We start from the raw sequence: 23,575 nt of genomic DNA, 5'->3' as shown, positions 1-23,575 counted from the left end.
CCACAGGGGTCTCTCACGGCGGCCCCGGCCACACCAGCAGCATGTAGCCCCCCAGCCACGCCGAGGACAGCGCCGCCCCGGCCAGCACCAGGACGGCCGCCGGGCGGCGCGCCCGGGCCAGCGCCAGGGCCACCGGCAGGAGCAGCGGGAAGCCCGGCAGAAGGAAGCGGGCGCGCGGGAAGTAGACACCGCCGCTCCCCAGGACGACCAGCAGCAGCACCCCCGTGAACACCAGCAGCGGCAGCGGCTGCCGGTCCGCCACACAGAGCAGGAACAGGCCCGCCGACACCACCAGGACCAGCGAGACCACCACCAGGAAGAGCTGCGGATGGCGGGCGTAGACCAGCAGGCCGCGCAGCTGCCGCAGGGTGTCCGCGCCGCCGTCCCACTCGTTGGTCCACAGCCGCTGCACCGCGAAGTAGCCGTCCCAGCGGCCCAGCCGCACCCCGACCCACCCGACGTAGCCGAGCCACCCCAGCGGGGCCGCGAGGGCGGCCCCGAGGGCCCGGCGCTCGCCGTGCCGGACGGCGAGCAGCGCGCCGGCCGCCACCGCCGCCGCGACCGCCACCCCGGTCGGCCGGGTCAGCCCCGCCGCCACCGCGAGGCCCGCCGCCCACGCCCAGCGGCCGCCCAGGACCGCGTACAGCGCCCACGCGGCGAGCGCCGTGAACAGCGATTCGGTGTAGCCCATCCACTGCACCACCGCGACCGGCAGCGCCCCCCACAGCACCGCCAGGACCGCGCCCGTGCGGCGCCCGTGCAGCCGGTCCCCGACGGCGAAGACCCCCCAGGCGGCGACCAGCGAGCACGCCCACGCGAGCACCAGGCCGACGGAGGCCCGCGAGCCCGGGGTGACCGCCGCGAAGGCCTTGACCAGCAGCGGGAACAGCGGGAAGAACGCCAGGTTGTTGTGGTTGGTGCGGGTGCCGAGCTCGTCGTCGTAGCCGTGGTCGGCGATCCCCAGGTACCAGGTGGAGTCCCAGGAGGCCGCCAGCGTCGGCCACACCCCGTGGCCCTTGAGGTGCGCCCAGCGGGCCAGCACCAGCAGGCCGAGCAGCCGTACCGCCAGATAGCCGAGCAGCGCCGGTGCCGCGCGCCGGGCCGCGTGCCGCAGCAGGCGGAGCAGCCGCCGGTCCGGCGGCGCGGGAGCGGGGCCGCGCGCGGCGGGGACGGTGCGGCGGGGGATCAGCTGGGACGGCACGGGGGACACCGGGTCACCCTTGCTCCGGCCCCGCCCCGGCCGCCCGGACGCGGGGCGCGCCTTAGGTCACCTGCCGTACCCGGTTCACCCGGAAGGGGAGTCGTCGGGAGCCCCCGGGGAACGCCGGAGGGCCCGTACGGAAACGATTCCGTACGGGCCCTCCCTCGGCCATGGCCGCCGCTACAGGCCGGCGGCCTCCGCCAGGTCCTTCTTGATCGCGGCCAGCACGTCGGCGCCGGTCGCGCGGGCCGTCGCCAGCTCGCTCGCGTCGGCGACCGGGACCACGACCTCCAGGTAGCACTTGATCTTCGGCTCGGTGCCGGACGGGCGGACGATCACCCGGGCCTTGTAGTCGCCCTCCAGGTGGTAGCGCAGGCCGTCGGTCGGCGGCAGCGACTCCGTGCCCTTCGTCAGGTCCTCGGCCGAGACGACCGTCAGGCCCGCGAGGCGCACCGGCGGCTTCGCGCGCAGCGCCGCCATGGCGTCGGCGATGACGCTCAGGTCCTCCACGCGCACCGACAGCTGGTCCGTGGCGTGCAGCCCGTGGGCCACCGCGAGGTCGTCCAGCAGGTCGCTCAGGGTGCGGTCCTGCTCCTTGAGCACCGAGGCCAGCTCGGCGACGAGCAGCGCCGCCGTGATGCCGTCCTTGTCGCGCACGCCCTCCGGGTCGACGCAGTAGCCCAGCGCCTCCTCGTAGCCGTACCGCAGGCCCTCGACGCGGGCGATCCACTTGAAGCCGGTCAGCGTCTCCTCGTAGCCGACGCCCGCCGCCTCGGCGATCCGGCCGAGCAGCGAGGAGGACACGATCGACTCGGCGAACACGCCCCGGGCGCCCTTGTGCACCAGGTGGGCCGCGAGCAGCGCGCCGACCTCGTCGCCGCGCAGCATCCGCCAGCCGCCCTCGACGGACGCGTCCGGCACGGCCACCGCGCAGCGGTCGGCGTCCGGGTCGTTGGCGATCACGATGTCGGGGTCCACGGCCCGGGCCGCCTCGAAGGCGAGGTCCATGGCACCCGGCTCCTCCGGGTTCGGGAACGCGACCGTCGGGAACGCCGGGTCCGGCTCCGCCTGCTCGGCGACCAGCGCCGGCGGCGGGAAGCCGTGCCGGCCGAAGGCCGCCGTCAGGACGTCCTTGCCGACGCCGTGCATGGCCGTGTAGACGGTCCGCACGGTGCGGGGGGAGCCGGGGGTCAGCACGGCGTCGGTTCGCGCCAGGTACGCCTCCAGGACCTCGTCGCCGAGGGTCTCCCAGCCGTCCTCCGGGCGGGGCACGTCGGCCAGCGCGCGCACCGCGTCGATCTCGGCGGCGATCTCCACGTCGGCGGGCGGCGTGATCTGCGAGCCGTCGCCCAGGTACACCTTGTAGCCGTTGTCGCGCGGCGGGTTGTGGCTCGCGGTCACCTCGACACCCGCGACGGCGCCCAGATGCCTTATCGCGTACGCGAGGACGGGCGTCGGCAGCGGGCGCGGCAGGAGCGCGGCGCGCAGCCCGGCGCCGGTCATCACGGCGGCGGTGTCGCGGGCGAAGTCGGCCGACTTGTAGCGGGCGTCGTAGCCGATGACGACCAGGCCGCCGCTCTGCCCCTTGGCCTTGAGGTACGCGGCGAGGCCGGCGGCGGCGCGGATGACCACGGCGCGGTTCATCCGCATCGGGCCGGCGCCCAGCTCGCCGCGGAGGCCGGCGGTGCCGAACTGCAGCGTGCCGGCGAAGCGCTCGGCGAGCTCGTCGACGGCACCGCGGTCCAGGAGCGCGCCGAGTTCCTCGCGGGTCTCCGGGTCGGGGTCCTCGGCGAGCCACGCCTGGGCCCGGGCGAGGAGGTCGTCCTGCGTCGTCACGGTGGTGTGCCTTTCGGGGAGTGCGGCGGTGCGGAGGGGCGGGCGGTTTCCTTCCCCGCGCCGCCCCTTCCCGAACGGGGGGAGGAATCAGATCCGGTCCAGGACCCGCGTGAGCAGCTCGCCCATGCGGGCGGCCGAGTCGCGGCCCGCCTGGAGGACCTCCTCGTGGTTCAGCGGCTCGCCCGACAGGCCCGCGGCCAGGTTGGTGACGAGGGAGATGCCCAGGACCTCGGCGCCGGCCTCGCGGGCCGCGATGGCCTCCAGGACGGTGGACATGCCGACCAGGTCGCCGCCCATGACGCGGACCATGTTGATCTCGGCCGGGGTCTCGTAGTGCGGGCCGGGGAACTGGACGTAGACGCCCTCCTCCAGCGTCTCGTCGACCTCCTTGCACAGCGCGCGCAGGCGCGGCGAGTACAGGTCGGTGAGGTCGACGAAGTTGGCGCCGACGATCGGGGAGGCGGCCGTCAGGTTCAGGTGGTCGCTGATCAGCACCGGCTGGCCGGGGCGCATGCCCTCGCGCAGGCCGCCGCAGCCGTTGGTGAGGATGACCGTCTTGCAGCCGGCGGCGACGGCGGTGCGGACACCGTGGGCGACGGAGGCGACGCCCCGGCCCTCGTAGAAGTGGGTGCGGCCGAGGAAGACCAGGGCGCGCTTCTCGCCGATCTTGTACGAGCGGACCTTGCCGCCGTGGCCCTCGACGGCCGGCGGCGGGAAGCCGGGCAGCTCGGTGACCGGGAACTCGGCCTCGGGGGCGCCCAGGGCGTCGACGGCCGGTGCCCAGCCGGAGCCCATGACCAGGGCGACGTCGTGGTTCTCGACTCCGGTCAGCTCGCGAAGGCGCGTGGCAGCGGCCTCGGCGGCCTCGTACGGGGTGGCAGTTGCGTTCACTGACTCTCTCGCCTCGGGGAGGGGGGTCCGAGGGGAGCCCCGGACGGATTTGATACGCGCAGCAGCCTAGCCGGAGAATCCCTACGCGCGTAGATGACGTTGCGGACGGAGCTGCGATCGTTGTCTTGTCGTTTCCGACGAAGATCGCGACGGACATCGCGACGGACATCGCGACGGCGGCCGCCGCGAAGGCCGGAACCGAGGTCCCGGCCGGCCGGCCCCGGCGCCCGGCCTCAGCACGGGCGCTTGCGCAGCTCCATCACGTAGTCGTGCGGCGCTCCGGCCGACTCCGCCGCGTCCGCGACCTCGCCCAGGTAGCGGGCGGAGGGCAGCCCGCCCTCGTACGCGTTGAGCACGTACACCCAGGCCGGCTCCTCGCCGTCCAGGGTGTGCACCCGCACCCGCATCCGCCGGTAGATGTCGAGCCCGACGCCCTCCCAGCGGTCCAGCGAGTCCTCGTCCATGGGCGCGATGTCGTACAGGGCGACGAAGACCTGGGAGCGCGGCGCCTCCACGATCGTGGCCAGCGCACCCTCCCAGCCCATCTGCTCCCCGCCGAAGGTCAGACGCCAGCCGTTCAGCCAGCCGGTGCCGCGCAGCGGCGAGTGCGGTGCGCGGCGGGTCATGAGCCGCGCGTCGAGGTTGCCGGCGTAGGCGGCGTAGAGCGACATGGGATCGAGGGTACGGGAGGGGGCGGGGTGGATGACGAAGTCCGTGGTAGGGGGCCCGGCGGCCCCCGGGACCGGGGGCGCCCGCCGGACCGCCGCGAGCCGGGTGACCCGTCGGTACGCCCCCGGCGCGTGGCCGCCCGGCGCGTACGGGACAATGGGGTACGCACTTGAAGCGTGCGGGACAATGGCGTACGCACTGCATCCCAGCGGGGGGACCCCCCGGCAGAACGAGAGCGCGAGGCGTAGATCCCAGTGACCCGGATCGTGATCATCGGCGGCGGACCCGGCGGCTACGAGGCGGCCCTCGTGGGCGCCCAACTCGGCGCGGAGGTGACCGTCGTCGACTGCGACGGCCTCGGCGGCGCATCCGTCCTGACCGACTGCGTCCCCTCCAAGACCCTGATCGCCACGGCCGAGGTGATGACCACCTTCGACTCCTCCTACGAGGAGCTGGGCATCATCGTCGCGGACGACACCCCGCACGTCGAGCAGGCCGCCCGGGTGGTCGGCGTCGACCTGGGCAAGGTCAACCGACGGGTGAAGCGCCTGGCGCTCGCCCAGTCCCACGACATCACCGCCTCCGTCACCCGGGCCGGCGCCCGGGTGCTGCGCGGCCGTGGGCGGCTGTCCGGGCGGCAGGCCATGGACGGCTCCCGCCAGGTGGTCGTGACCGCCGCCGACGGCAGCGAGGAGACGATCACCGCCGACGCGGTCCTGATCGCCACCGGCGGCCACCCGCGCGAGCTGCCCGACGCCAAGCCGGACGGCGAGCGGATCCTGAACTGGACCCAGGTCTACGACCTCAAGGAGCTCCCCGAGGAGCTCATCGTGGTCGGCTCCGGCGTCACCGGCGCCGAGTTCGCCGGCGCCTACCAGGCGCTCGGCTCCCGGGTCACCCTGGTCTCCTCCCGCGACCGCGTGCTGCCGGGCGAGGACCCCGACGCCGCCGCCGTCCTGGAGGACGTCTTCCGCCGCCGCGGCATGAACGTCATGGCCCGCTCCCGCGCGGAGTCCGCCAAGCGGGTCGGCGACCGGGTCGAGGTCACCCTGTCGGACGGCCGGGTCATCTCCGGCACGCACTGCCTGATGGCCGTCGGCGCCATCCCGAACTCGGCCGGAATGGGTCTGGAGGAGGCCGGTGTCCGGCTGAAGGACTCCGGTCACATCTGGACCGACAAGGTCTCCCGCACCTCCGCCCCCGGCGTGTACGCGGCCGGTGACGTCACCGGCGTCTTCGCGCTCGCCTCGGTGGCCGCCATGCAGGGCCGCATCGCGATGTACCACTTCCTGGGCGACGCGGTGGCCCCGCTCAACCTGAAGACGGTCTCCTCGAACGTCTTCACCGACCCGGAGATCGCCACCGTCGGCTACACCCAGGCCGACGTGGACGCGGGCAAGATCGACGCCCGGGTCGTCAAGCTGCCGCTGCTGCGCAACCCCCGCGCGAAGATGCAGGGCATCCGGGACGGCTTCGTCAAGATCTTCTGCCGTCCGGGCACCGGCATCGTGGTCGGCGGCTGTGTCGTCGCCCCCCGGGCGAGCGAGCTGATCCACCCGATCTCGATCGCGGTCGACAACAATCTGACCGTCGAACAGATCGCAAATGCTTTCACCGTGTACCCCTCCCTGTCGGGCTCGATCGCGGAAGTGGCACGGCAGTTGCACACCCGAAAGACCGCGGGCGAGGCGTAGCGGTCCCGTCCGGGCCGGTCGGGAACCGCTCCCGCCTGCGGGAACGGTTCGCCGGGTCGGACAACCCCCGGCAAGCCGGGACAACGGCGGGGTCTCCCATACCACTTGGGGACCCCGCCTGTGCGCATCTTCTGCAATTCGGCGCATAGTGCTGAAAAGTATCGGCCGCTCACGTTACTGTCAGTTTCGTGTTCGCTGCAGAACGTCGCCAGTTGATCCTCGAAATGGTGCGGGCCAATGGAGCCGTGTCGCTCCGTGAGCTCGCCCGCGTCGTCCAGACCTCAGAAGTGACCGTACGGCGAGACGTGCGGGCCCTTGAGGCAGAAGGACTCCTCGACCGCCGCCACGGCGGTGCGGTGCTGCCGGGCGGATTCACGCGCGAATCCGGCTTCCCGCAGAAATCCCATCTCGCGACCGCCGAGAAGACCGCCATCGCCGACGTGGCCGCGAGCCTCGTCGAAGAGGGCGAGGCCATCGTCGTCGGCGCGGGGACCACCACGCAGGAGCTGGCCCGCCGGCTGGCCCGGGTGCCCGGGCTCACCGTCGTCACCAACTCCCTGCTCGTCGCCCAGGCCCTCGCCCACGCCAACCGGGTGGAGGTCGTCATGACCGGCGGCACCCTGCGCGGCTCCAACTACGCGCTGGTGGGCAGCGGGGCCGAGCAGTCGCTCCAGGGGCTCCGGGTCTCCCGGGCCTTCCTCTCCGGCAGCGGGCTGACCGCCGAGCGCGGCCTGTCCACCTCGAACATGCTCTCCGCGAGCGTGGACCGGGCGCTGGTGCAGGCGGCGGCGGAGGTGGTGGTCCTCGCCGACCACACCAAGCTGGGCACCGACACCATGTTCCAGACGGTGCCGACCGACGTGATCACCCGCCTGGTCACCGACGAGCCCCCCGCCCACGACGAGCGGGCCGCCACCGAGCTCCAGGCCCTGGCCGACCAGGGCGTGCAGATCGCGGTGGCCGGCACCGGCGCGGCCCACGGAGGCGACCAGCACCCCCCGGGCGGCCGCCCGCGCCGTGACGTCCCCCTGCCGGGGCAGCGCGGCCGGGTGCCCGCCGGGCAGTTCCGGGGCGGCCCCGGCGGTCCCGGAGGTCTCGCGGGCGAGGTGCTCGCGCCCGAACGGCCGGTGCGGGTCGCGGACATGAGGCGGCGCTGAGGCGGGGGGCGCCGTCCGGCGCTCCTCCTCCGCTCAGCTCTTGATGCCCCGCAGCGTCAGGCTGAGCAGCCGGTCCGCCAACTCCGGCTCCTCCGGCGAGCGTTCGGCGGCCAGGGCGATGGCGTTGGTGAGCTGGATCAGGTCGCCGATCGACACGTCCGCGCGCACCGCGCCCGCCTCCTGGGCCCGGACGAGCAGCCGCAGGCCCGCCGCCCGCAGCGGCTCGCTGCACTCGGCGAGCGCCGAACCGCGGTCGTGCGACGCGGACATGAGCGCGACGGCCAGTCCGCGGTACTCGCCCGCGTGGGTGATCAGGGTGCGCAGCCAGGCCACGAGCGCCGCGCAGGGCTCGGGCGCGCCGGCCAGCTCGGCCGAGTGGCGGAGCAGCGCGGCCAGGGCGTCCTGGAAGACGGCGCCGAGCAGGGCCTCGCGGTTGGGGAAGTGCCGGTAGAGGGTGCCGATGCCGACCCCGGCCCGGCGCGCGATGTCCTCCAGGGACGCGTCCGTGCCGTGCGCGGCGAAGGCGGTGCGGGCCTCGGCGAGCAGCCGCTCGTGGTTCCGGCGCGCGTCGGCACGCATCCGTACTCCTCCCTGCCGGGGACCGCGTCGCGAAGGGCCCGCAGGCGGTGCCTGCGGGCCCTTCGTACCGTACCCCGGTGTCCGGGGCCCGGTTTCAGTCCTTGATCTCGCAGATCGCGGCGCCGGAGGTGATCGAGGCGCCGACCTCGGCGGACAGGCCCTTGACGGTGCCGGAACGGTGGGCGTTCAGCGGCTGCTCCATCTTCATGGCCTCCAGGACGACGATCAGGTCGCCCTCCTTGACCTCCTGGCCCTCCTCGACGGCCACCTTGACGATGGTGCCCTGCATCGGGGACGCGAGGGTGTCGCCGGAGGCGGTCGGACCGGACTTCTTCGCGGCGCGGCGCTTCGGCTTGGCGCCGGCGGCGAGGCCGGTGCGGGCCAGCGTCATGCCGAGCGAGGACGGCAGGGAGACCTCGAGGCGCTTGCCGCCGACCTCGACGACGATCGTCTCGCGGCCGGACTCGTCCTCGTCGGCCTCGGCGCCCGCCGGGGCGAACGGCTTGATCTCGTTGACGAACTCGGTCTCGATCCACCGGGTGTGGACGCGGAACGGGTCGGCGGTGAACGCCGGGTCGACCACGACGGCCTGGTGGAAGGGGATGGCGGTGGCCATGCCCTCGACCTTGAACTCGGCGAGCGCGCGGGCGGCGCGCTGGAGCGCCTGCTCACGGGTGGCGCCGGTGACGATCAGCTTCGCGAGCAGCGAGTCCCAGGCGGGGCCGATGACCGAGCCGGACTCGACACCCGCGTCCAGGCGGACGCCCGGGCCGGTCGGCGGGGCGAAGAGGGTCACGGTGCCGGGGGCCGGCAGGAAGTTGCGGCCCGGGTCCTCGCCGTTGATGCGGAACTCGAAGGAGTGACCGCGGATCTCGGGGTCGCCGTAGCCGAGCTCCTCGCCGTCGGCGATCCGGAACATCTCGCGGACCAGGTCCAGGCCGGTGACCTCCTCGGTGACCGGGTGCTCGACCTGGAGGCGGGTGTTGACCTCGAGGAAGGAGATCGTCCCGTCGAGGCCGACCAGGAACTCGACGGTGCCCGCGCCGACGTAGCCGGCCTCCTTCAGGATGGCCTTGGACGCCGCGTACAGCTGGGCGTTCTGAGCCTCCGACAGGAACGGGGCCGGGGCCTCCTCGACCAGCTTCTGGTGGCGGCGCTGGAGGGAGCAGTCACGGGTGGAGACGACGACCACGTTGCCGTGGGTGTCGGCGAGGCACTGGGTCTCGACGTGCCGCGGATTGTCCAGGTAGCGCTCGACGAAGCACTCGCCGCGGCCGAAGGCGGCGACGGCCTCGCGGACGGCGGAGTCGTAGAGCTCCGGCACCTCTTCGAGGGTGCGGGCGACCTTCAGGCCGCGGCCACCGCCGCCGAAGGCGGCCTTGATGGCGATCGGCAGGCCGTGCTCCTCGGCGAAGGCGACGACCTCGTCGGCGCCCGAGACCGGGTCCGGGGTGCCGGCGACCAGCGGGGCGCCGGCGCGCTGCGCGATGTGCCGGGCGGCGACCTTGTCGCCGAGGTCGCGGATGGCCTGCGGCGGCGGGCCGATCCAGGTGAGGCCGGCGTCGAGGACGGCCTGGGCGAACTCGGCGTTCTCGGAGAGGAAGCCGTAGCCCGGGTGGATTGCGTCGGCGCCGGAATCCGCGGCCGCCTGGAGCACCTTGGCCATGTCCAGGTAGCTGGTGGCCGGGGTGTCACCGCCCAGGGCGAACGCCTCGTCGGCCGCGCGGACGTGCAGAGCGTCCCGGTCCGGATCGGCGTAGACGGCTACGCTGGCGATCCCGGCGTCCCGGCAGGCCCGGGCGACGCGGACAGCGATTTCGCCACGGTTGGCGATGAGCACCTTGCGCACGATGGCTCCCTCCTTGAAACAAGCTGAGTTTAGGGACTGCCGACACGGCCTTTCGACCCGTCCCCAGTGGTGAGCTTGCCCACACGGAGCGTGATACGAGGCCTGCTCGGGTCGTGAAATCCCTTGTCGCACCACGGTACGCAGGGTTTCTTTACGGCACAGTAGCTCCGAGGTGTGGCGCAGGTCTCTGTTCGTGGGACCAGTCGCCAAATGGGTTTCTTTGTGGAGTCCCTACGAATGGCTCAATCATTCTTTGCCCGAGCGCCGCCGTTCCGCTCCACGGCACGAACCCTTGTCCAGGGTTTTACCGGCCAGTAGCCTTCGCCCTGTCGTTCGTACCGGAGGTAACAGCCGTACTCAGGGGGTGGCCGAGGTGGCCCGCAGACCGATAGCGCTCGTGACGGCCGCGGTGCTCTTCCTCGAAGCACCCGGGATCGTCGCCTTCAACGCCGTGATGGCCCGCTTCGTGAAGGCCCAGTCGATGTCCCTCGACGGGCTGCATCCGGACGCGATGTACGCCGGCACCTGGGCGCTGGGCCTCGGCTCCGGCGCCCTGCTGCTGCTCTGCGGCCTGGTCCCCCTGATCGCCGCGATCCGCGACCGCCGCCCGGGCCGGGCCGGCCGGGTGCTGCTGATCGGCTGCGCGGTGGTGCACGGCATCCTCGGCGCGGTGACGGTGGGTCTGATGGGCTGGGGCGCGTTCGCGTTCATGATGGCGGTGGTCGCGCTGATCGTGCTCACCCTCGTGGCGTTCGGGGAGCCCAAGGGCGCCGAGGGGGCGCCGGCCGCCGCCTGAGGCGCCGGGGGCCGTGCGGCCCCCGGGCCCGGCGCGGGCTCAGGCCCAGAGGTCGGTGATCGAGACGCCCAGCTTGCCGAGCAGGGTGCGGAGCAGCGGCAGCGACAGGCCGATCACGTTGCCCGGGTCGCCGTCGATGCCCTCGATGAACGGGGCCGAGCGGCCGTCGAGGGTGAACGCGCCCGCCACGTGCAGCGGTTCGCCGCTCGCGACGTAGGCGGCGATCTCGGCGTCGGTCGGGTTGCCGAAGCGCACGACGGTGGAGGCGGTGGCCGACTCGTAGCGCTTGGCCGCCGTGTCGTACACGCAGTGGCCGGTCTGGAGGATGCCGACGCGGCCCCGCATCGCCTTCCAGCGGGCGGTCGCCTCCTCGGCGTCGGCCGGCTTGCCGAGGGCCTGCTTGTCCAGCTCCAGGACCGAGTCGCAGCCGATGACGAGCGCGCCGAAGGCCTCGGGGCGGGCGGCGACATGGGCGGCCTTGGCCTCGGCCAGGGCCAGCGCCAGCTCGGCCGGGGTCGGGGCGGTCGTCTTGTCCTCGTCGACGCCGCTCACGATCACCTCCGGGGCGAGCCCGGCCTGGCGGAGCAGGCCGAGCCGGGCGGGGGAGGCGGAGGCGAGTACGACACGGCGGCGGTCAGCAGTCATGGGGGCAGCGTATCGAGCGCCCCCCGTGCGCGCCGCGCCTGATCGGGCGTCCCCTCAGCGCGCGCCGAGCACGAACATCAGCACCACCATCGCGAACCCGAGCAGCACGCCCGCGCGGCGCAGCATGGCCTGCATGTCGCGCATGTCCTTCGGCGGCTCGTTGTTCGGGTCGGACCAGAGCATGCTCCCGATCCTGGGGCCCGGAGGGCCCGGGGCGCCTGAGTACGGGTACTCAAGCACCCCGTGCCGAAGGACTAGTCCACGCCGGGCCCGGCGGCCGGCCGGGGGGCGAAGGCGCCGGCCGCCGCCGCGGCGAGGGCCGCCGTGACCGCCCGTTCGGCGTCGGCCGCGGTGAGCTCCTCGCGGGTGACGGCGAAGCGGTAGTAGAGCGGGGCGGAGACCGCCCGCAGCAGTTCGAGGGCGTCGGTGTCCGGGGGGAGTTCGCCGCGGGCCGCCGCCCGGGCCGCGACCGGGGCCCATTCCGCGAGCCGGGTGCGGTAGAAGCCGTTCAGGGTCCGCGCGCACTCCTCGTCGCAGGCCGCCGCGGCGATCACGGCCTGGAAGACGGCGCCCATCCGCGGGTCGGTGAGGGTCCGGAGCACGAGCTCCGCGTTGGCCCGCAGGTCGCCCGCGAGGCTCCCGGTGTCGGCGGCGGGCAGGGACTGCTCGGCCATGTCGCGCAGGAGGTCGGCGACCAGGCCCGCGGGGGAGCCCCAGCGGCGGTAGACGGTGGTCTTGCCGACGCCCGCCGCCGCCGCGATCCGGTCCGGGTTCAGGGTGTGGAAGGCGGCCTCGGCCAGGGCGTCCTCGGTGGCGTCGAGGACCGCCCGGCGCACCTTCGCGGTACGGCCTCCGGGGCGCACGGTGCCGGGCACGGCCGACGGGCTCTCGCTCAAACGGGTCTCCTGTTCCATTAACGCTCCGGGCTCTGCTACTGTCGCCGACATCTTAACGGAACCGTCATCCCATTAAGGGGTCCCCGTCATGGTTTCCCTCGACAGCCCTGCCCCTGCACCTGCCCCTGTCGCCGCCACCGCCACCGCCACCGCCACCGCCTCCGTCCCCGAGAGCGCCCGCATGGACGGCCGGATGCGGCTCGTCCTGCTCGTCCTCCTCGTCTCCCAGTTCATGCTGGCCGTCGACTTCTCGATCCTGAACGTCGCCCTCCCCGTCATCGGCCAGGGGCTCGGCTTCACCCTCGGCGGCCTCCAGTGGATCGCCACCGCCTTCGCCCTCGCCGCCGCCGGATTCACCCTGCTCTTCGGGCGCGTCGCCGACCTCGCCGGGCGCCGCCGGGTCTTCCTCGGCGGCATGGGCGTCCTCGGCGCCGCCTCCCTCGTCGGCGGACTCGCCACCGGCCCCGAGCTGCTGATGGCCGCCCGCGTCGCCCAGGGCCTGGCCACCGCCGCCGTCACCCCCGCCGGGCTCTCGCTGCTGACCTCCTCGTTCCCCGAGGGCCCGCTGCGGGCCAGGGCGCTGGGGCTCAACGGGGCGCTGATGTCCGCCGGGTTCACCACCGGAGCCGTCCTCGGCGGGGTCCTCACCGACCTGCTCTCCTGGCGCTGGGCCTTCTTCGTCAACGTGCCGGTCGCGCTCGCCGTCCTGCTCGTCGCCCCCGCCGTACTGAAGGAGAGCCGCCCGGCCGACCGGCCCCGGCTGGACGTTCCGGGCGCGGTCACCGTCACCGGCGGACTCCTCGCCCTCGTCTACGGGCTCACCGCCGCGGGCGGGCACGGCTGGAGCGACCCGGGCGTCCTCGCCGCCCTCGCCGCCGCCGCCGTCCTGCTGACCGCCTTCCCGCTGGTGGAGCGGCGGGCCGCCGCGCCGCTCGTGCCCGTCCGGGTCCTGAGGCGCCGCACCGTCGTGTGGGGCAACCTCGCCGGGCTCGTCGCCTTCGCCACCGAGACCTCGCTGGTCTTCCTGATGACCCTGCACCTCCAGGACGTGCTGGGCTTCTCCCCGCTCGCCGCCGGGCTCTCCTTCGGCGTCCTGGGCGCGGGCACCGTGCTCGGCGGACTGTTCGCCGCCCGGTTCATCGGCCGGTGGTCGGCCCGTACCGCGCTGATCGCCGGCGGGGTGCTCCAGGCCGTCGCGACCCTCTCCCTCACCGCCCTCGGCGACGACCGGAGCATGTACGCGCTGCTGCTCGCGGGCACCTTCGCCGGCGGCGTCGGCAACATGCTCGCCATCGTCGGCTTCATGGTCACCGCCACCTCCGGGCTGCCCGACGCGGAGCAGGGCATGGCGACCGGCATCGCGACCATGACCCAGCAGGTCGGCATCACGCTCGGCACCCCGGTCATGAGCGCCGTCGTCGTCACCTCGGCCGCCCTCCCCGACGGCATCGGCCGGGCCGTCCTGGTCAACGCGGCCGTGGTCCTCGTCGGCGCGCTCGCCTCGGCGCTGTTCCTGCGCCGGGACCGCCCGTAGCCGCCCCGCGGCCGGCCGGGCGGCCCGGCGAGCGGCCCCGCGCCCCGCGCACGACGAAGGCCGGACCCCCGCACGGGGTCCGGCCTTCTCTCGTGGCGGTCTCCTCCGGTCCGGCTCAGACCGGCCAGTAGGACCGCGCCCAGGAGCGCGGCCCCGGACGGTGCTGCGCGCCGAGCGCGATCCGCGCCGGGTCCGACCAGCCCTGCGGCACCCCGGGGCCGCCGCCCTCGGCGGCAGCCGCCGCCGTGGCCGCGGCCCGGGCCTGGACCACCGCCAGTGCGGCGGCCAGCTCCTCAGGGGTCGGGTTGCCTCGTACGACCTTGATCATCGTGTTGTCCCTCCCAGCGCCTAGAGCGGGATGTTGCCGTGCTTCTTCGGAGGCAGGGATTCCCGCTTCGTCCGCAGCTGACGCAGACCCTTGACGATCTGCGGGCGCGTGTCGGACGGCAGGATCACCCCGTCGATGTAACCGCGCTCGGCGGCGATGTACGGGTTGAGCAGCGCGTCCTCGTACTCCTGGATCAGCCGCGCCCGCTCCGCGTCCGCGGTGCCGGCCTCCTCCGCCTCCGCGATCGTGCGGCGGTGCAGGATGTTGACCGCGCCCTGCGCGCCCATGACGGCGATCTGCGCGGTCGGCCAGGCCAGGTTGAGGTCGGCGCCCAGGTGCTTGGAGCCCATGACGTCGTACGCGCCGCCGAAGGCCTTGCGGGTGATGACGGTGATGAGCGGGACGGTCGCCTCGGCGTACGCGTAGATCAGCTTCGCGCCGCGCCGGATGATGCCGCCGTACTCCTGGTCCACGCCCGGCAGGAAGCCCGGCACGTCGACGAAGGTGAGCACCGGGATGTTGAAGGCGTCGCAGGTGCGCACGAAGCGCGCGGCCTTCTCGCTCGCGTCGATGTCGAGGCAGCCGGCGAACTGCATCGGCTGGTTGGCGACCACGCCGACCGGGAAGCCCTCGACGCGGCCGAAGCCGGTCAGGATGTTCGGCGCGAACAGCGCCTGGGTCTCCAGGAATTCGCCGTCGTCGAGGACGTGCTCGATCACGGTGTGCATGTCGTACGGCTGGTTCGCCGAGTCCGGGATGAGGACGTCGAGCTCGCGGTCCTCGTCCGTCGCCTCGGTCTCGGCCGTCTCCGGGAAGGCCGGCGGCTCGGAGAGGTTGTTCGAAGGCAGGTAGGACAGAAGGGACTTGACGTACTCGATCGCGTCCTTCTCGTCGCCCGCCATGTGGTGCGCGACGCCCGAGGTGGTGTTGTGGGTGCGCGCGCCGCCGAGCTCCTCGAAGCCGACGTCCTCGCCGGTCACCGTCTTGATGACGTCCGGGCCGGTGATGAACATGTGCGAGGTCTGGTCGACCATCACCGTGAAGTCGGTGATCGCGGGCGAGTAGACCGCACCGCCCGCGCAGGGCCCGACGACCAGCGAGATCTGCGGGATCACGCCGGAGGCGTGGGTGTTGCGGCGGAAGATCTCCCCGTACATGCCGAGCGCGCTGACGCCCTCCTGGATGCGGGCGCCGCCGGAGTCGTTGATGCCGATGACCGGGCAGCCCGTCTTCAGCGCGAAGTCCATCACCTTGATGATCTTCTGGCCGTAGACCTCGCCGAGGGCCCCGCCGAAGACGGTGAAGTCCTGCGAGAAGACGGCCACCGGGCGCCCGTCGACCGTGCCGTAGCCGGTGACGACGCCGTCGCCGTAGGGACGGTTCTTCTCCAGGCCGAAGTTGGTCGAGCGGTGCCGGGCCAGTTCGTCCAGCTCCACGAACGAACCTTCGTCGAGCAGCAGTGCGATCCGCTCGCGCGCGGTCAGCTTGCCCTTGGCGTGCTGCTTCTCGACCGCGCGTTCGGAACCGGCGTGGGTGGCCTCGCCGATCCGGCGCTGCAGGTCCGCGATCTTGCCCGCGGTCGTGTGAATGTCGATCTGGTCGTGCTCTGCCGGCTCGGACATCGGGATGCGGCTCCCTGCCTGGTCACGGGGGGTTCGTTGACTACGAATGGGCTAGCGCTGGGCTACTGACCCGTAGCGTATCGGCGTCGATACGGTTCGGCAGTGCGGCGTTTGCCACACCTACGCTGGCTTGCATGACGTCCTCCCAAGGCTCAGCGGGACGCTGGTCCGACCTCGACCGGCCGCCGCTCAACGCGCCCGCCCTGCGCCACGCGCTCGTCCTCCCCGACGGACTGTGGACCTCCCTCGACGTGGTCGACTCCACCGGATCCACCAACTCCGACCTCGCCGACCGCGCCGACGAACTCCCCGAGGGCGCGGTGCTGGTCGCGGAGGAGCAGACCTCCGGCCGCGGCCGGCTCGACCGCACCTGGACCGCCCCCGCCCGCTCCGGGCTCTTCCTCTCCGTGCTGCTCAAGCCGGACGTGCCCGTGCACCGCTGGGGCTGGCTGCCGCTGCTCACCGGCGTCGCCGCCGCGAGCGGCCTCTCCAAGGCCGCCGGCGCCGACCTGACCCTCAAGTGGCCCAACGACCTGCTGGTGCGCGTCGAGGGGGAGGAGCGCAAGACCGGCGGCATCCTCGCCGAGCGGGCCGGCGCGGACGGCGTGGTCGTCGGCCTCGGCCTCAACGTCACCCTGCGCCCGGACGAGCTCCCCGTCCCCGCGGCCGGCTCCCTCCTGCTCGCCGACGCCGTCTCCACCGACCGCGACACCCTCCTGCGGGCCGTCCTGCGCTCCCTGGAGCAGTGGTACGGGGACTGGGTGCGGGCCGAGGGCGACCCGGGCGCCTCCGGCCTCCTGGCGGCCTACGAGGAGCGGTGCGCCACCCTCGGCCGCCGGGTCCGCGCCGACCTGCCGGGCGAGCGGATGCTGGAGGGCGACGCCGTCGGGATCGACGGCGACGGGCGCCTGGTCGTGGCCACCGAGGGCGGCGGCACCGAGTCCGTCGCGGCGGGCGACATCGTCCACCTGCGGGCGGCCGACTGACCCGGCGCGGGACGCGCGGCGCGTCCGAACCGGTCGGTCACCCCGGGTGGCGGCCGGTTCGGGCGTGAGCCAGCACACACCTGTCGTATCGTGGAGCCCGATTCGTGGGGCGCGAACGTGAAGCGCCGTCCACGCGACAGAACGGCAGGACAGTGGGCAGGGAACGGGCAGGAGGCGGCCGGTGACCGTCGACGACGCGGGCAGCGGCGACGTGTCCGGACCAGCCGAACCCGCACGGCCCTCCACGGCCGCGGAAGCGCCGGAACCCTCGGCGTACCCGACCCCCCACCACGTCGTCGACCACACGGCCGAACCGACCGACGACCCCCTCGCGATCCGCCTCGAACAGCTCATCCTGGGCGCGGACCGCCGCTACACCCCCTTCCAGGCCGCCCGTACCGCCGGCGTCTCCATGGAGCTCGCCTCCCGCTTCTGGCGCGCCATGGGCTTCGCCGACATCGGCCAGGCCAAGGCGCTCACCGAGGCCGACGTCCTCGCCCTGCGCCGGCTCGCCGGCCTCGTCGAGGCGGGGCTGCTCAGCGAGCCGATGGCCGTGCAGGTCGCCCGCTCCACCGGGCAGACCACCGCCCGACTGGCCGAATGGCAGATCGACTCCTTCCTGGAGGGCCTGACCGAGCCGCCCGAGCCGGGCATGACCCGCACCGAGGTCACGTACCCCCTCGTCGAGCTGCTCCTGCCCGAGCTGGAGGAGTTCCTCATCTACGTGTGGCGCCGCCAGCTCGCCGCCGCGACCGGCCGCGTCGTGCAGGCCGCCGACGACGAGGAGATGGTCGACCGGCGGCTCGCGGTCGGCTTCGCCGACCTCGTGGGCTTCACCCGGCTCACCCGCCGTCTGGAGGAGGAGGAGCTCGGCGAGCTCGTCGAGGCCTTCGAGACCACCTGCGCCGACCTGGTCGCCGCGCACGGCGGCCGGCTCATCAAGACCCTCGGCGACGAGGTGCTCTACGCCGCCGACGACGCCGGCACCGCCGCCGAGATCGCGCTGCGCCTCATCGAGACCCTCAGCCACGACGAGACCATGCCCGCGCTGCGCGTCGGCATCGCCTTCGGCACCGTGACGACCCGGATGGGCGACGTCTTCGGCACCACGGTGAACCTGGCCAGCAGGCTCACCTCGATAGCCCCCAAGGACGCCGTCCTGGTCGACAGCGCCTTCGCCGAGGAGCTGACCAGGACCGGAGAGGCGCCCGTCTCCGAGACGAAGGCGGCCGAGGAGGCCGCCCGCGCGGAGAAGGAGGGCGAGCGCGCCCCCACGTACCGCTTCGGCCTCCAGCCGATGTGGCAGCGCCCGGTCCGCGGACTCGGCGTCGTGGAGCCCTGGCTGCTGGGGCGCCGCCCGACCTAGGATCCCGGTGAACAGTCGTTAACCGGGAGGGTGTGCGGTCATGTCGGAGCAGTCCGGGCAGTCGGAGCAGCGCTTTGGTGAGTTCGTCGCGGTCCGCAGGGAGGGATTCGTCGCCGAGCTCGTCCTCGACCGGCCCAAGGCGATGAACGCCGTCTCCTCCGAGATGGCCCGTTCCATCGGCGCCGCCTGCGACGCGCTCGCCGCCGATCCCTCGGTGCGGGTCACCGTGCTGACCTCCTCCAACGACCGGGCCTTCTGCGTCGGCGCCGACCTCAAGGAGCGCAACTCCTTCACCGACGCCGAGCTGGTCCGGCAGCGGCCCACCGCCCGCGCCGCCTACACCGGCGTCCTGGAGCTGCCCATGCCGACCGTCGCCGCCGTGCACGGCTTCGCCCTCGGCGGCGGCTTCGAGCTGGCGCTCGCCTGCGACGTGATCGTCGCCGACGCGACCGCCGTGGTCGGGCTGCCCGAGGTCTCCGTGGGCGTCACCCCCGGCGGCGGCGGTACGCAGCTGCTGCCGCGCCGGGTGGGTGCGGCCCGCGCCGCCGAGCTGGTCTTCACGGCCCGCCGGGTGGAGGCCGCCGAGGCGCGCGAGCTGGGTCTGGTGGACCTTCTGGAGGAGGACGCCCGTACGGCCGCCCTGGAGCTGGCCGGCCGGATCGCGGCCAACTCGCCGGTCGGGCTGCGCGCCGCCAAGAAGGCCATGCGGCTCGGTCAGGGCCTGGACCTGCGGGCGGGCCTGGAGGTCGAGGACGCGGCCTGGCGCTCGGTGGCCTTCTCGGGCGACCGGGCGGAGGGCGTGGCGGCGTTCAACGAGAAGCGGAAGCCGAACTGGCCGGGGGAGTGACCGGGACGCCGGGTCTTTCGTCCCGATATCGTCCCGATTTTCACTATATGTAACTTTCCGTGACGTCTCAGAGGGGAAAACGGATCAAACCTCCCTAAGCTGGAGGAATGGGTGAGGACGTACGGTTGCGGGCCGTAGTGGCGCTGGCTCAGGCGATTGCGGCGGCGCACACCCCGCGCGAGTTCTGGCGGGCCGCCGCGCTGGGCGCCTGCGAGGCGCTCGGCGGCAGCTTCGCCGCGCTCTCGGTCTGGGAGCGGGACCACGGGCGGCTGAAGGTCCTGGTGAACGCCGGGGAGCGGGCCGTGGGGGAGGAGGAGTTCCCGGACTCCGAGACGTATCCCGTGCACCAGTTCCCGGAGATCACCGAGTTCCTGCACGAGCAGTGGGCGGGCGGCGGGGAGCCCGACGCCTGGGTGGAGACCGCCGCCGACAGCGTGCCGACCGGCCGGGTCGCCGGGCTGCGGCGGCGCGGGCGCGGCTGCTGCGTGGTCGCGCCGATCGTGCTGCACGGGCGGGCCTGGGGCGAGCTGTACGTGGCCCGCCGGGCCGGGGAGGTGTGCTTCGACCGGGACGACGCGGACTTCGCGACCGTGCTGGCCGCGGTGGTCGCGGCCGGGATCGCGCAGTCGGAGCGGCTGGAGGAGGTCCGCAAGCTGGCCTTCACCGACCCGCTGACGGGCCTCGCCAACCGGCGGGCGGTCGACACCCGCCTCGACGAGGCGATCGAGCGCTATCGGGTCGACGGCTCGGTGGTGAGCCTCGTGGTCTGCGACCTCAATGGTCTGAAACGAGTCAACGACACGCACGGCCACGCGGTCGGAGACCGTCTGCTGGAACGATTCGGCTCCGTGCTGTCACGGTGCGGGGCGCGGCTGTCGGGGGCGCTCGCCGCGCGGCTGGGCGGCGACGAGTTCTGCCTGGTGTCGGTCGGGCCGAGCGCCGACGAGGTCGTGGGCGTCGCCGAGGAGCTGTGCGTCCGGGCCGCGGAGCTGGAACTGGGCGAGGGCGTCGCCTGCGGGGTCGCGTCGACCGGCGATCCGATCGGCCCGCTGAAGTCGGCCCGCCGGCTCTTCCGGCTCGCCGACGCGGCGCAGTACCAGGCGAAGGCCGCGCGCTCGGTGAAGCCGGTGGTGGCGGGGCGCGACGGCACGGTCATCCGCCTCGCCGACGCCCCGCCCGGGGCGCGCGACCGCCGCCGCTTCCGGGACGCGCCGCCGGTGTAGCGCGGGGAGCGTCACGCGGCCGCGGGGGCCGGCGCGGCGGCGAGTTCGCGGATCGTGTCGGCGATGGCGCGGCGCCAGTGCTTCTGGTCGGCGTAGGAGCCGTTGAGGTAGACGACGGCCTGGCCGGGGCCGCCGGTGTCGGTGACGGCGAGCGCGGTGTCGTCGATCGGTACGAGGCCGGTCCAGGGGGCGGCGGTGGTGCTGGTCATGGGAGGTGCTCCTTCGGACGTGCGCGGCGGGTGGGGGAGTGGGGCCGGGTGCGGGGTCAGTTGCCGCGGGCGGTGATGTCGCCGTACGAGGTGGTCGCCTGGATGTTCAGCGGGGCGGCGGCACCCTCGGCGTTCTTCAGGGTGTTGTGGACGCGGCCGTAGGCGGTGCCCGCGTCCAGGGAGGCGGAGACGCCCGGGGCGGCGCCGACCGTGATCTCCCCGGCGTCGGTGCGCAGTTCGACCGTGCCGCGCACGGCCTCGGCGACCGTGACGTCGCCCTTGTGGGTGGTGATCTCGGCGGAGCCGCCCAGCCGGCCGACGGAGACGTCGCCCGCCCGGAGGCCGATCCGGGCGCTCGCGGCCTCGTCCAGCTCGACCAGGCCCTGCGCGGCCTCGAAGGAGACGTCGCCCAGCCGTCCGACGCCCCGGAGTTCGGCGGCGGCCGCCTTCGCCCGGACGCGGGAGCCGGCGGGGAGCCGAACGGTGACCTCGACGGCCCCGGAGGCGCCGAGGACCCGGTTCGGCGCCGGCGCCGCCTCGATCCGCAGGACCCCGTCGCCGTACGCGACCGTGATCCGCTCGGCCGCCTTCACGTCCCGGCCGCTCGACGCGAGGGCGGGCAGGACCTCGACCGTGGTGTCGGCCCGGTCGGCGGCGACGAGCCGTACGCGGCCGGCGGGGATGTCGAGGACGGCGGTGATGGGGGCGGTGGTGGAGAAGGTCTGCATCGCGAGCTCCTGCGTTCGTTGCGGTTTCTGACAACGGAAAAGCTACGTTGCGTTCTCGAATGTGGCAACAAGTTCGTTGCGTCAAAAACGCATCTATGCAGCTCAGTGCAGATTATTCGTTGCAACAGATATGAATTTAATGCAACGTCAGGAAGGTGTGCGTTGCAATGAGGCAGGGTGAAGGCTACGCGGGACGGACTCTGTCCCGCCTAAATATCTGCGCGACGCAGATGGTTCCGTTATCGTCTGCGCATCGAAAAGAGTGCGTCACGCAGGCATTGCTACGCCCGCCCGCCCCAGGAGAGATCCATGTCCCTCACCGTCGCCGTCACCGGCGCCACCGGAGCCCAGGGAGGCGCCACCGCCCGCGCCCTGCTCGCCGCCGGTCACCACGTCCGCGCCCTCACCCGCGACCCCGCCTCGCCCGCCGCCGAGGCCCTGGCGGCCCTCGGCGCCGAGCTGCGGCGCGCCGACTTCGACGACCGCGGGTCGCTCGACGCCGCGCTCGCCGGGGCGGACGCGCTGTTCGCGGTCACCACCCCGTTCGGCACCGACACCGCCACCGAGGTCCGCCAGGGCGAGGCGCTCGTCGACGCCGCCGCCGGCGCCGGCCTCGGCCACGTGGTGTTCACCTCCGCCGCCCACGCGGACCGGGCCACCGGCGTCCCGCACTACGACAGCAAGGACCTGATCGAGCGCCACCTCCGGGCCTCCGGCGTCCCCTGGACGGTGATCGCCCCCGCGGCCTTCATGGACAACTACGCCACCGGCTGGACCCTGGAGGGCCTGCGGGACGGCTCCTTCCTCTGGCCCATGCCGTCCGGCACGCCGCTCACCCTCATCCCCGCCACCGACATCGGCGCCTTCGCGGCCCTGGCCATCGGCCGCCGCGGGGACTTCGCCGGCCGCCGGATCGACATCGCCTCCGACGAACTGACCCCCGAGGCGATCGCGGCCGTCCTCGCCGCCGCGACCGGCCGCCCGATCGGCCACCACGAGGTCCCTCTCTTCGTGGTCCGCCGCCACTCCACCGACCTGGCCGCGATGTTCGCGTACTTCGCCACGCACGGCCTCTCCGTCGACGTGGCCGCCCTGCGGCGCGCGTACCCGGAGGTGGGCTGGACCACGTTCGCGGACTGGGCGGCCGCGCAGGACTGGACCGCCCTGCTCTCCGAGGGGGTTCACGCCTGAAGCCCATCGGCCACCGGCTCCATCGCGCCGACCGGGCCCCCTGCTCACCGTGGACGCGCCGCCCGTTCCTGCGGGACGGCGGCGCCCCCGCCCTCCGCCCGGCAGGACCAGCACAGCGCCTCGTCCCCGACGGGCCGGAACAGCGTCGCCTGCACGTGATGGCCCTCGCACTCCCGCATCCCGGCCAGCCGGGACGGCGCGGGCGGACTCGCCCGCCGCGTGGGCGGCACGTCGCGCAGCAGATGGCGCAGCAGGCCACCGGGCCGGTGTACGGGCGTTCCGGCGGCCGGGAGGCCGCGCAGGATGTGCTCGTGCACGGCCTCGGACGTGTGCCCGGCGGCCAGCCAGGCCGCGGCGAGCCGGGCCAACTCCTCCCGCATGCCGGGCGGGACGTACCGCAGGGCGGGGGAGAGCAGCGGCAGCACGCCGATGAGCGCGCGGGCCTCCTCGGGCGGCTCGGGCTCCCCCGCGGCCGCCGTGGGTGCTGATTCCCGTGCCGGTGCCGGTGCGGGTGCCGGTGCGGGTGGCGGTGCGGGCGGACGGTGGGAGGTGTTCTCCCCGTGGTCTTTTCCTGGATGACCGTCGGCGCGCCGAGGGGTCGGAACACCGACCGCCGGAATCCGGGCACTCGGCGCGACCTGCGCGGAAGCCGGCGATCTCCCCAGCAGCCTGGCCGCCTGGTCCTCGCCCAAGGGCACGTTGGAGACGAGCTGTTGGGTCACCCACCGCCCTCCGGGCCCCTGCACCCGCCGCTCGTGGACGAAACCCTCGGCCATGAGCTGACGCTTCGCCCGGGTGAACGCGCATGCCCCGATCCGTGCCCGCTCGGCGCTCCGCGACAGCGACTCGCGGGCCCCGTCGGGGAGGGAGAGCTGCCAGGTCAGGAGCCGTACGGCATCGGAACAGAGCCGCGGATGGCGGATGATCTCGTGCGAGAACTGGGTGAAGCCGCGAGAGGGCGCGATAAAGTGCCGATACGTCACGGTGGAGGCCTGATCCACTAGTGGTCGAGGCCCTCGCCGATGGTTGGCGCCATCGCGAGGGCCGATTTGCGTGAACGGTACCGCACGCAGCGTGGCCGTATGAACGCATCGAGTGAATATGCCACGTGCGGGTGAGGGGACCCCGGCTCGGACCGCTCGGACCCGGGCCCCGCCCGCCCCCGCCGACCGGCCCCCGTCCGCTGAGCCCCGCCCGCCCCCGCGCGGCAGACTGGAGGCCCGGCGCGTGCCGGTCCGGGCCGCCCCGGGTCCGTGCGTCACCGCGTAAGGGGTCATCGACCCGAGGGCCGGTGACGAATTCACCTAGTGACAGGTCGCTCTTCAGTC

23 protein-coding genes are annotated in these 23,575 nt (G+C 73.7%); 9 read left to right on the top strand and 14 right to left on the bottom strand.

Going from position 1 to position 23,575, the window contains the following annotated elements:
• Positions 1 to 13: 13 nt before the first annotated feature.
• The 4 genes from ABD981_RS15520 to ABD981_RS15505 form a co-directional block, all read right to left on the bottom strand.
• Entirely contained in the window at positions 14 to 1,210 is a 1,197-nt protein-coding gene (locus ABD981_RS15520; RefSeq protein WP_046908462.1) for a membrane protein, read from the bottom strand.
• A gap of 171 nt (positions 1,211 to 1,381) precedes the next feature.
• The gene (locus tag ABD981_RS15515; RefSeq protein ID WP_046908461.1) at positions 1,382 to 3,037 is read right to left on the bottom strand and encodes a phospho-sugar mutase; all 1,656 of its coding nucleotides are present in this window, start codon (positions 3,035 to 3,037) and stop codon (positions 1,382 to 1,384) included.
• An 87-nt stretch (positions 3,038 to 3,124) separates the two neighbouring features.
• Positions 3,125 to 3,928: a purine-nucleoside phosphorylase gene (locus ABD981_RS15510; RefSeq protein WP_046908460.1), complete on the bottom strand. Its 804-nt coding sequence runs from the start codon at positions 3,926 to 3,928 to the stop codon at positions 3,125 to 3,127.
• Positions 3,929 to 4,161: 233 nt separating this feature from the next.
• Positions 4,162 to 4,599 (bottom strand): gamma-glutamylcyclotransferase family protein, encoded by a 438-nt coding sequence (locus ABD981_RS15505; RefSeq protein ID WP_046908459.1) that lies wholly within the window; start codon positions 4,597 to 4,599, stop codon positions 4,162 to 4,164.
• A 252-nt stretch (positions 4,600 to 4,851) separates the two neighbouring features.
• On the opposite strand from ABD981_RS15505, the gene ABD981_RS15500 reads away from it, so the two are divergent.
• Together ABD981_RS15500 and ABD981_RS15495 are read left to right on the top strand one after the other, a co-directional pair.
• Positions 4,852 to 6,291 carry an NAD(P)H-quinone dehydrogenase gene (locus tag ABD981_RS15500; RefSeq protein ID WP_046908458.1) on the top strand — a complete coding sequence of 480 codons (1,440 nt, stop codon included), beginning with the start codon at positions 4,852 to 4,854 and terminating at the stop codon, positions 6,289 to 6,291.
• Positions 6,292 to 6,515: 224 nt separating this feature from the next.
• Positions 6,516 to 7,448: a DeoR/GlpR family DNA-binding transcription regulator gene (locus tag ABD981_RS15495; protein WP_046908457.1), complete on the top strand. Its 933-nt coding sequence runs from the start codon at positions 6,516 to 6,518 to the stop codon at positions 7,446 to 7,448.
• Positions 7,449 to 7,481: 33 nt separating this feature from the next.
• On the opposite strand, the gene ABD981_RS15490 is transcribed toward ABD981_RS15495, so the two are convergent.
• Together ABD981_RS15490 and ABD981_RS15485 are read right to left on the bottom strand one after the other, a co-directional pair.
• Positions 7,482 to 8,027: a TetR/AcrR family transcriptional regulator gene (locus ABD981_RS15490; RefSeq protein ID WP_046908456.1), complete on the bottom strand. Its 546-nt coding sequence runs from the start codon at positions 8,025 to 8,027 to the stop codon at positions 7,482 to 7,484.
• Between the two features lie 94 nt (positions 8,028 to 8,121).
• Positions 8,122 to 9,876: an acetyl/propionyl/methylcrotonyl-CoA carboxylase subunit alpha gene (locus ABD981_RS15485; protein WP_046908455.1), complete on the bottom strand. Its 1,755-nt coding sequence runs from the start codon at positions 9,874 to 9,876 to the stop codon at positions 8,122 to 8,124.
• A gap of 373 nt (positions 9,877 to 10,249) precedes the next feature.
• Between ABD981_RS15485 and ABD981_RS15480 the strand changes: the two genes are divergently transcribed.
• Complete coding sequence (locus ABD981_RS15480; protein ID WP_046908519.1) at positions 10,250 to 10,672, top strand: hypothetical protein; 423 nt, start codon at positions 10,250 to 10,252, stop codon at positions 10,670 to 10,672.
• Positions 10,673 to 10,711: 39 nt separating this feature from the next.
• On the opposite strand, the gene ABD981_RS15475 is transcribed toward ABD981_RS15480, so the two are convergent.
• From ABD981_RS15475 to ABD981_RS15465, 3 genes are all read right to left on the bottom strand, one after another.
• Positions 10,712 to 11,317 carry a nucleoside triphosphate pyrophosphatase gene (locus ABD981_RS15475; RefSeq protein WP_046908454.1) on the bottom strand — a complete coding sequence of 202 codons (606 nt, stop codon included), beginning with the start codon at positions 11,315 to 11,317 and terminating at the stop codon, positions 10,712 to 10,714.
• Between the two features lie 54 nt (positions 11,318 to 11,371).
• Positions 11,372 to 11,500 (bottom strand): morphogenic membrane protein MmpB, encoded by a 129-nt coding sequence (gene mmpB, locus ABD981_RS15470; protein WP_276205583.1) that lies wholly within the window; start codon positions 11,498 to 11,500, stop codon positions 11,372 to 11,374.
• 71 nt (positions 11,501 to 11,571) lie between these two features.
• Positions 11,572 to 12,264, bottom strand: coding sequence for a TetR/AcrR family transcriptional regulator (locus ABD981_RS15465; RefSeq protein WP_123954568.1), 693 nt, complete (start codon positions 12,262 to 12,264; stop codon positions 11,572 to 11,574).
• A 37-nt stretch (positions 12,265 to 12,301) separates the two neighbouring features.
• Here ABD981_RS15465 and ABD981_RS15460 point away from each other — a divergent pair, with 37 nt between their 5' ends.
• Positions 12,302 to 13,747 (top strand): MFS transporter, encoded by a 1,446-nt coding sequence (locus tag ABD981_RS15460; protein WP_123954567.1) that lies wholly within the window; start codon positions 12,302 to 12,304, stop codon positions 13,745 to 13,747.
• Positions 13,748 to 13,862: 115 nt separating this feature from the next.
• On the opposite strand, the gene ABD981_RS15455 is transcribed toward ABD981_RS15460, so the two are convergent.
• Together ABD981_RS15455 and ABD981_RS15450 are read right to left on the bottom strand one after the other, a co-directional pair.
• On the bottom strand, positions 13,863 to 14,075 hold the full coding sequence (locus ABD981_RS15455) for an acyl-CoA carboxylase subunit epsilon (RefSeq protein WP_046908451.1): 213 nt from the start codon (positions 14,073 to 14,075) through the stop codon (positions 13,863 to 13,865).
• 20 nt (positions 14,076 to 14,095) lie between these two features.
• Positions 14,096 to 15,697: an acyl-CoA carboxylase subunit beta gene (locus ABD981_RS15450; RefSeq protein WP_046908450.1), complete on the bottom strand. Its 1,602-nt coding sequence runs from the start codon at positions 15,695 to 15,697 to the stop codon at positions 14,096 to 14,098.
• Positions 15,698 to 15,831: 134 nt separating this feature from the next.
• On the opposite strand from ABD981_RS15450, the gene ABD981_RS15445 reads away from it, so the two are divergent.
• The 4 genes from ABD981_RS15445 (at position 15,832) to ABD981_RS15430 (ending at position 20,119) form a co-directional block, all read left to right on the top strand.
• Positions 15,832 to 16,683, top strand: coding sequence for a biotin--[acetyl-CoA-carboxylase] ligase (locus tag ABD981_RS15445; RefSeq protein WP_046908449.1), 852 nt, complete (start codon positions 15,832 to 15,834; stop codon positions 16,681 to 16,683).
• A gap of 181 nt (positions 16,684 to 16,864) precedes the next feature.
• Complete coding sequence (locus ABD981_RS15440; protein WP_123954566.1) at positions 16,865 to 18,049, top strand: adenylate/guanylate cyclase domain-containing protein; 1,185 nt, start codon at positions 16,865 to 16,867, stop codon at positions 18,047 to 18,049.
• Between the two features lie 40 nt (positions 18,050 to 18,089).
• On the top strand, positions 18,090 to 18,896 hold the full coding sequence (locus ABD981_RS15435) for an enoyl-CoA hydratase/isomerase family protein (protein WP_046908448.1): 807 nt from the start codon (positions 18,090 to 18,092) through the stop codon (positions 18,894 to 18,896).
• A gap of 107 nt (positions 18,897 to 19,003) precedes the next feature.
• A complete protein-coding gene (locus ABD981_RS15430) occupies positions 19,004 to 20,119 on the top strand; it encodes a GGDEF domain-containing protein (protein ID WP_046908447.1) in 1,116 nt (371 codons plus the stop codon).
• A gap of 11 nt (positions 20,120 to 20,130) precedes the next feature.
• Here the strand turns inward: ABD981_RS15430 and ABD981_RS15425 are convergent, their stop codons facing one another.
• Positions 20,131 to 20,328 carry a hypothetical protein gene (locus ABD981_RS15425; protein WP_046908446.1) on the bottom strand — a complete coding sequence of 66 codons (198 nt, stop codon included), beginning with the start codon at positions 20,326 to 20,328 and terminating at the stop codon, positions 20,131 to 20,133.
• A 56-nt stretch (positions 20,329 to 20,384) separates the two neighbouring features.
• On the bottom strand, positions 20,385 to 21,056 hold the full coding sequence (locus ABD981_RS15420; protein ID WP_046908445.1) for a DUF4097 family beta strand repeat-containing protein: 672 nt from the start codon (positions 21,054 to 21,056) through the stop codon (positions 20,385 to 20,387).
• Positions 21,057 to 21,365: 309 nt separating this feature from the next.
• Between ABD981_RS15420 and ABD981_RS15415 the strand changes: the two genes are divergently transcribed.
• Complete coding sequence (locus ABD981_RS15415) at positions 21,366 to 22,247, top strand: NmrA/HSCARG family protein (protein ID WP_046908444.1); 882 nt, start codon at positions 21,366 to 21,368, stop codon at positions 22,245 to 22,247.
• A gap of 44 nt (positions 22,248 to 22,291) precedes the next feature.
• On the opposite strand, the gene ABD981_RS15410 is transcribed toward ABD981_RS15415, so the two are convergent.
• Positions 22,292 to 23,230, bottom strand: coding sequence for a hypothetical protein (locus tag ABD981_RS15410; protein ID WP_046908517.1), 939 nt, complete (start codon positions 23,228 to 23,230; stop codon positions 22,292 to 22,294).
• Positions 23,231 to 23,575 lie beyond the last annotated feature (345 nt).

This window comes from Streptomyces showdoensis (assembly GCF_039535475.1).
GTDB classification, from domain to species: Bacteria; Actinomycetota; Actinomycetes; order Streptomycetales; family Streptomycetaceae; genus Streptomyces; species Streptomyces showdoensis.
Note: the sequence above shows the minus strand (reverse complement) of the source record. Positions and strands in the feature narration are given on the sequence as shown.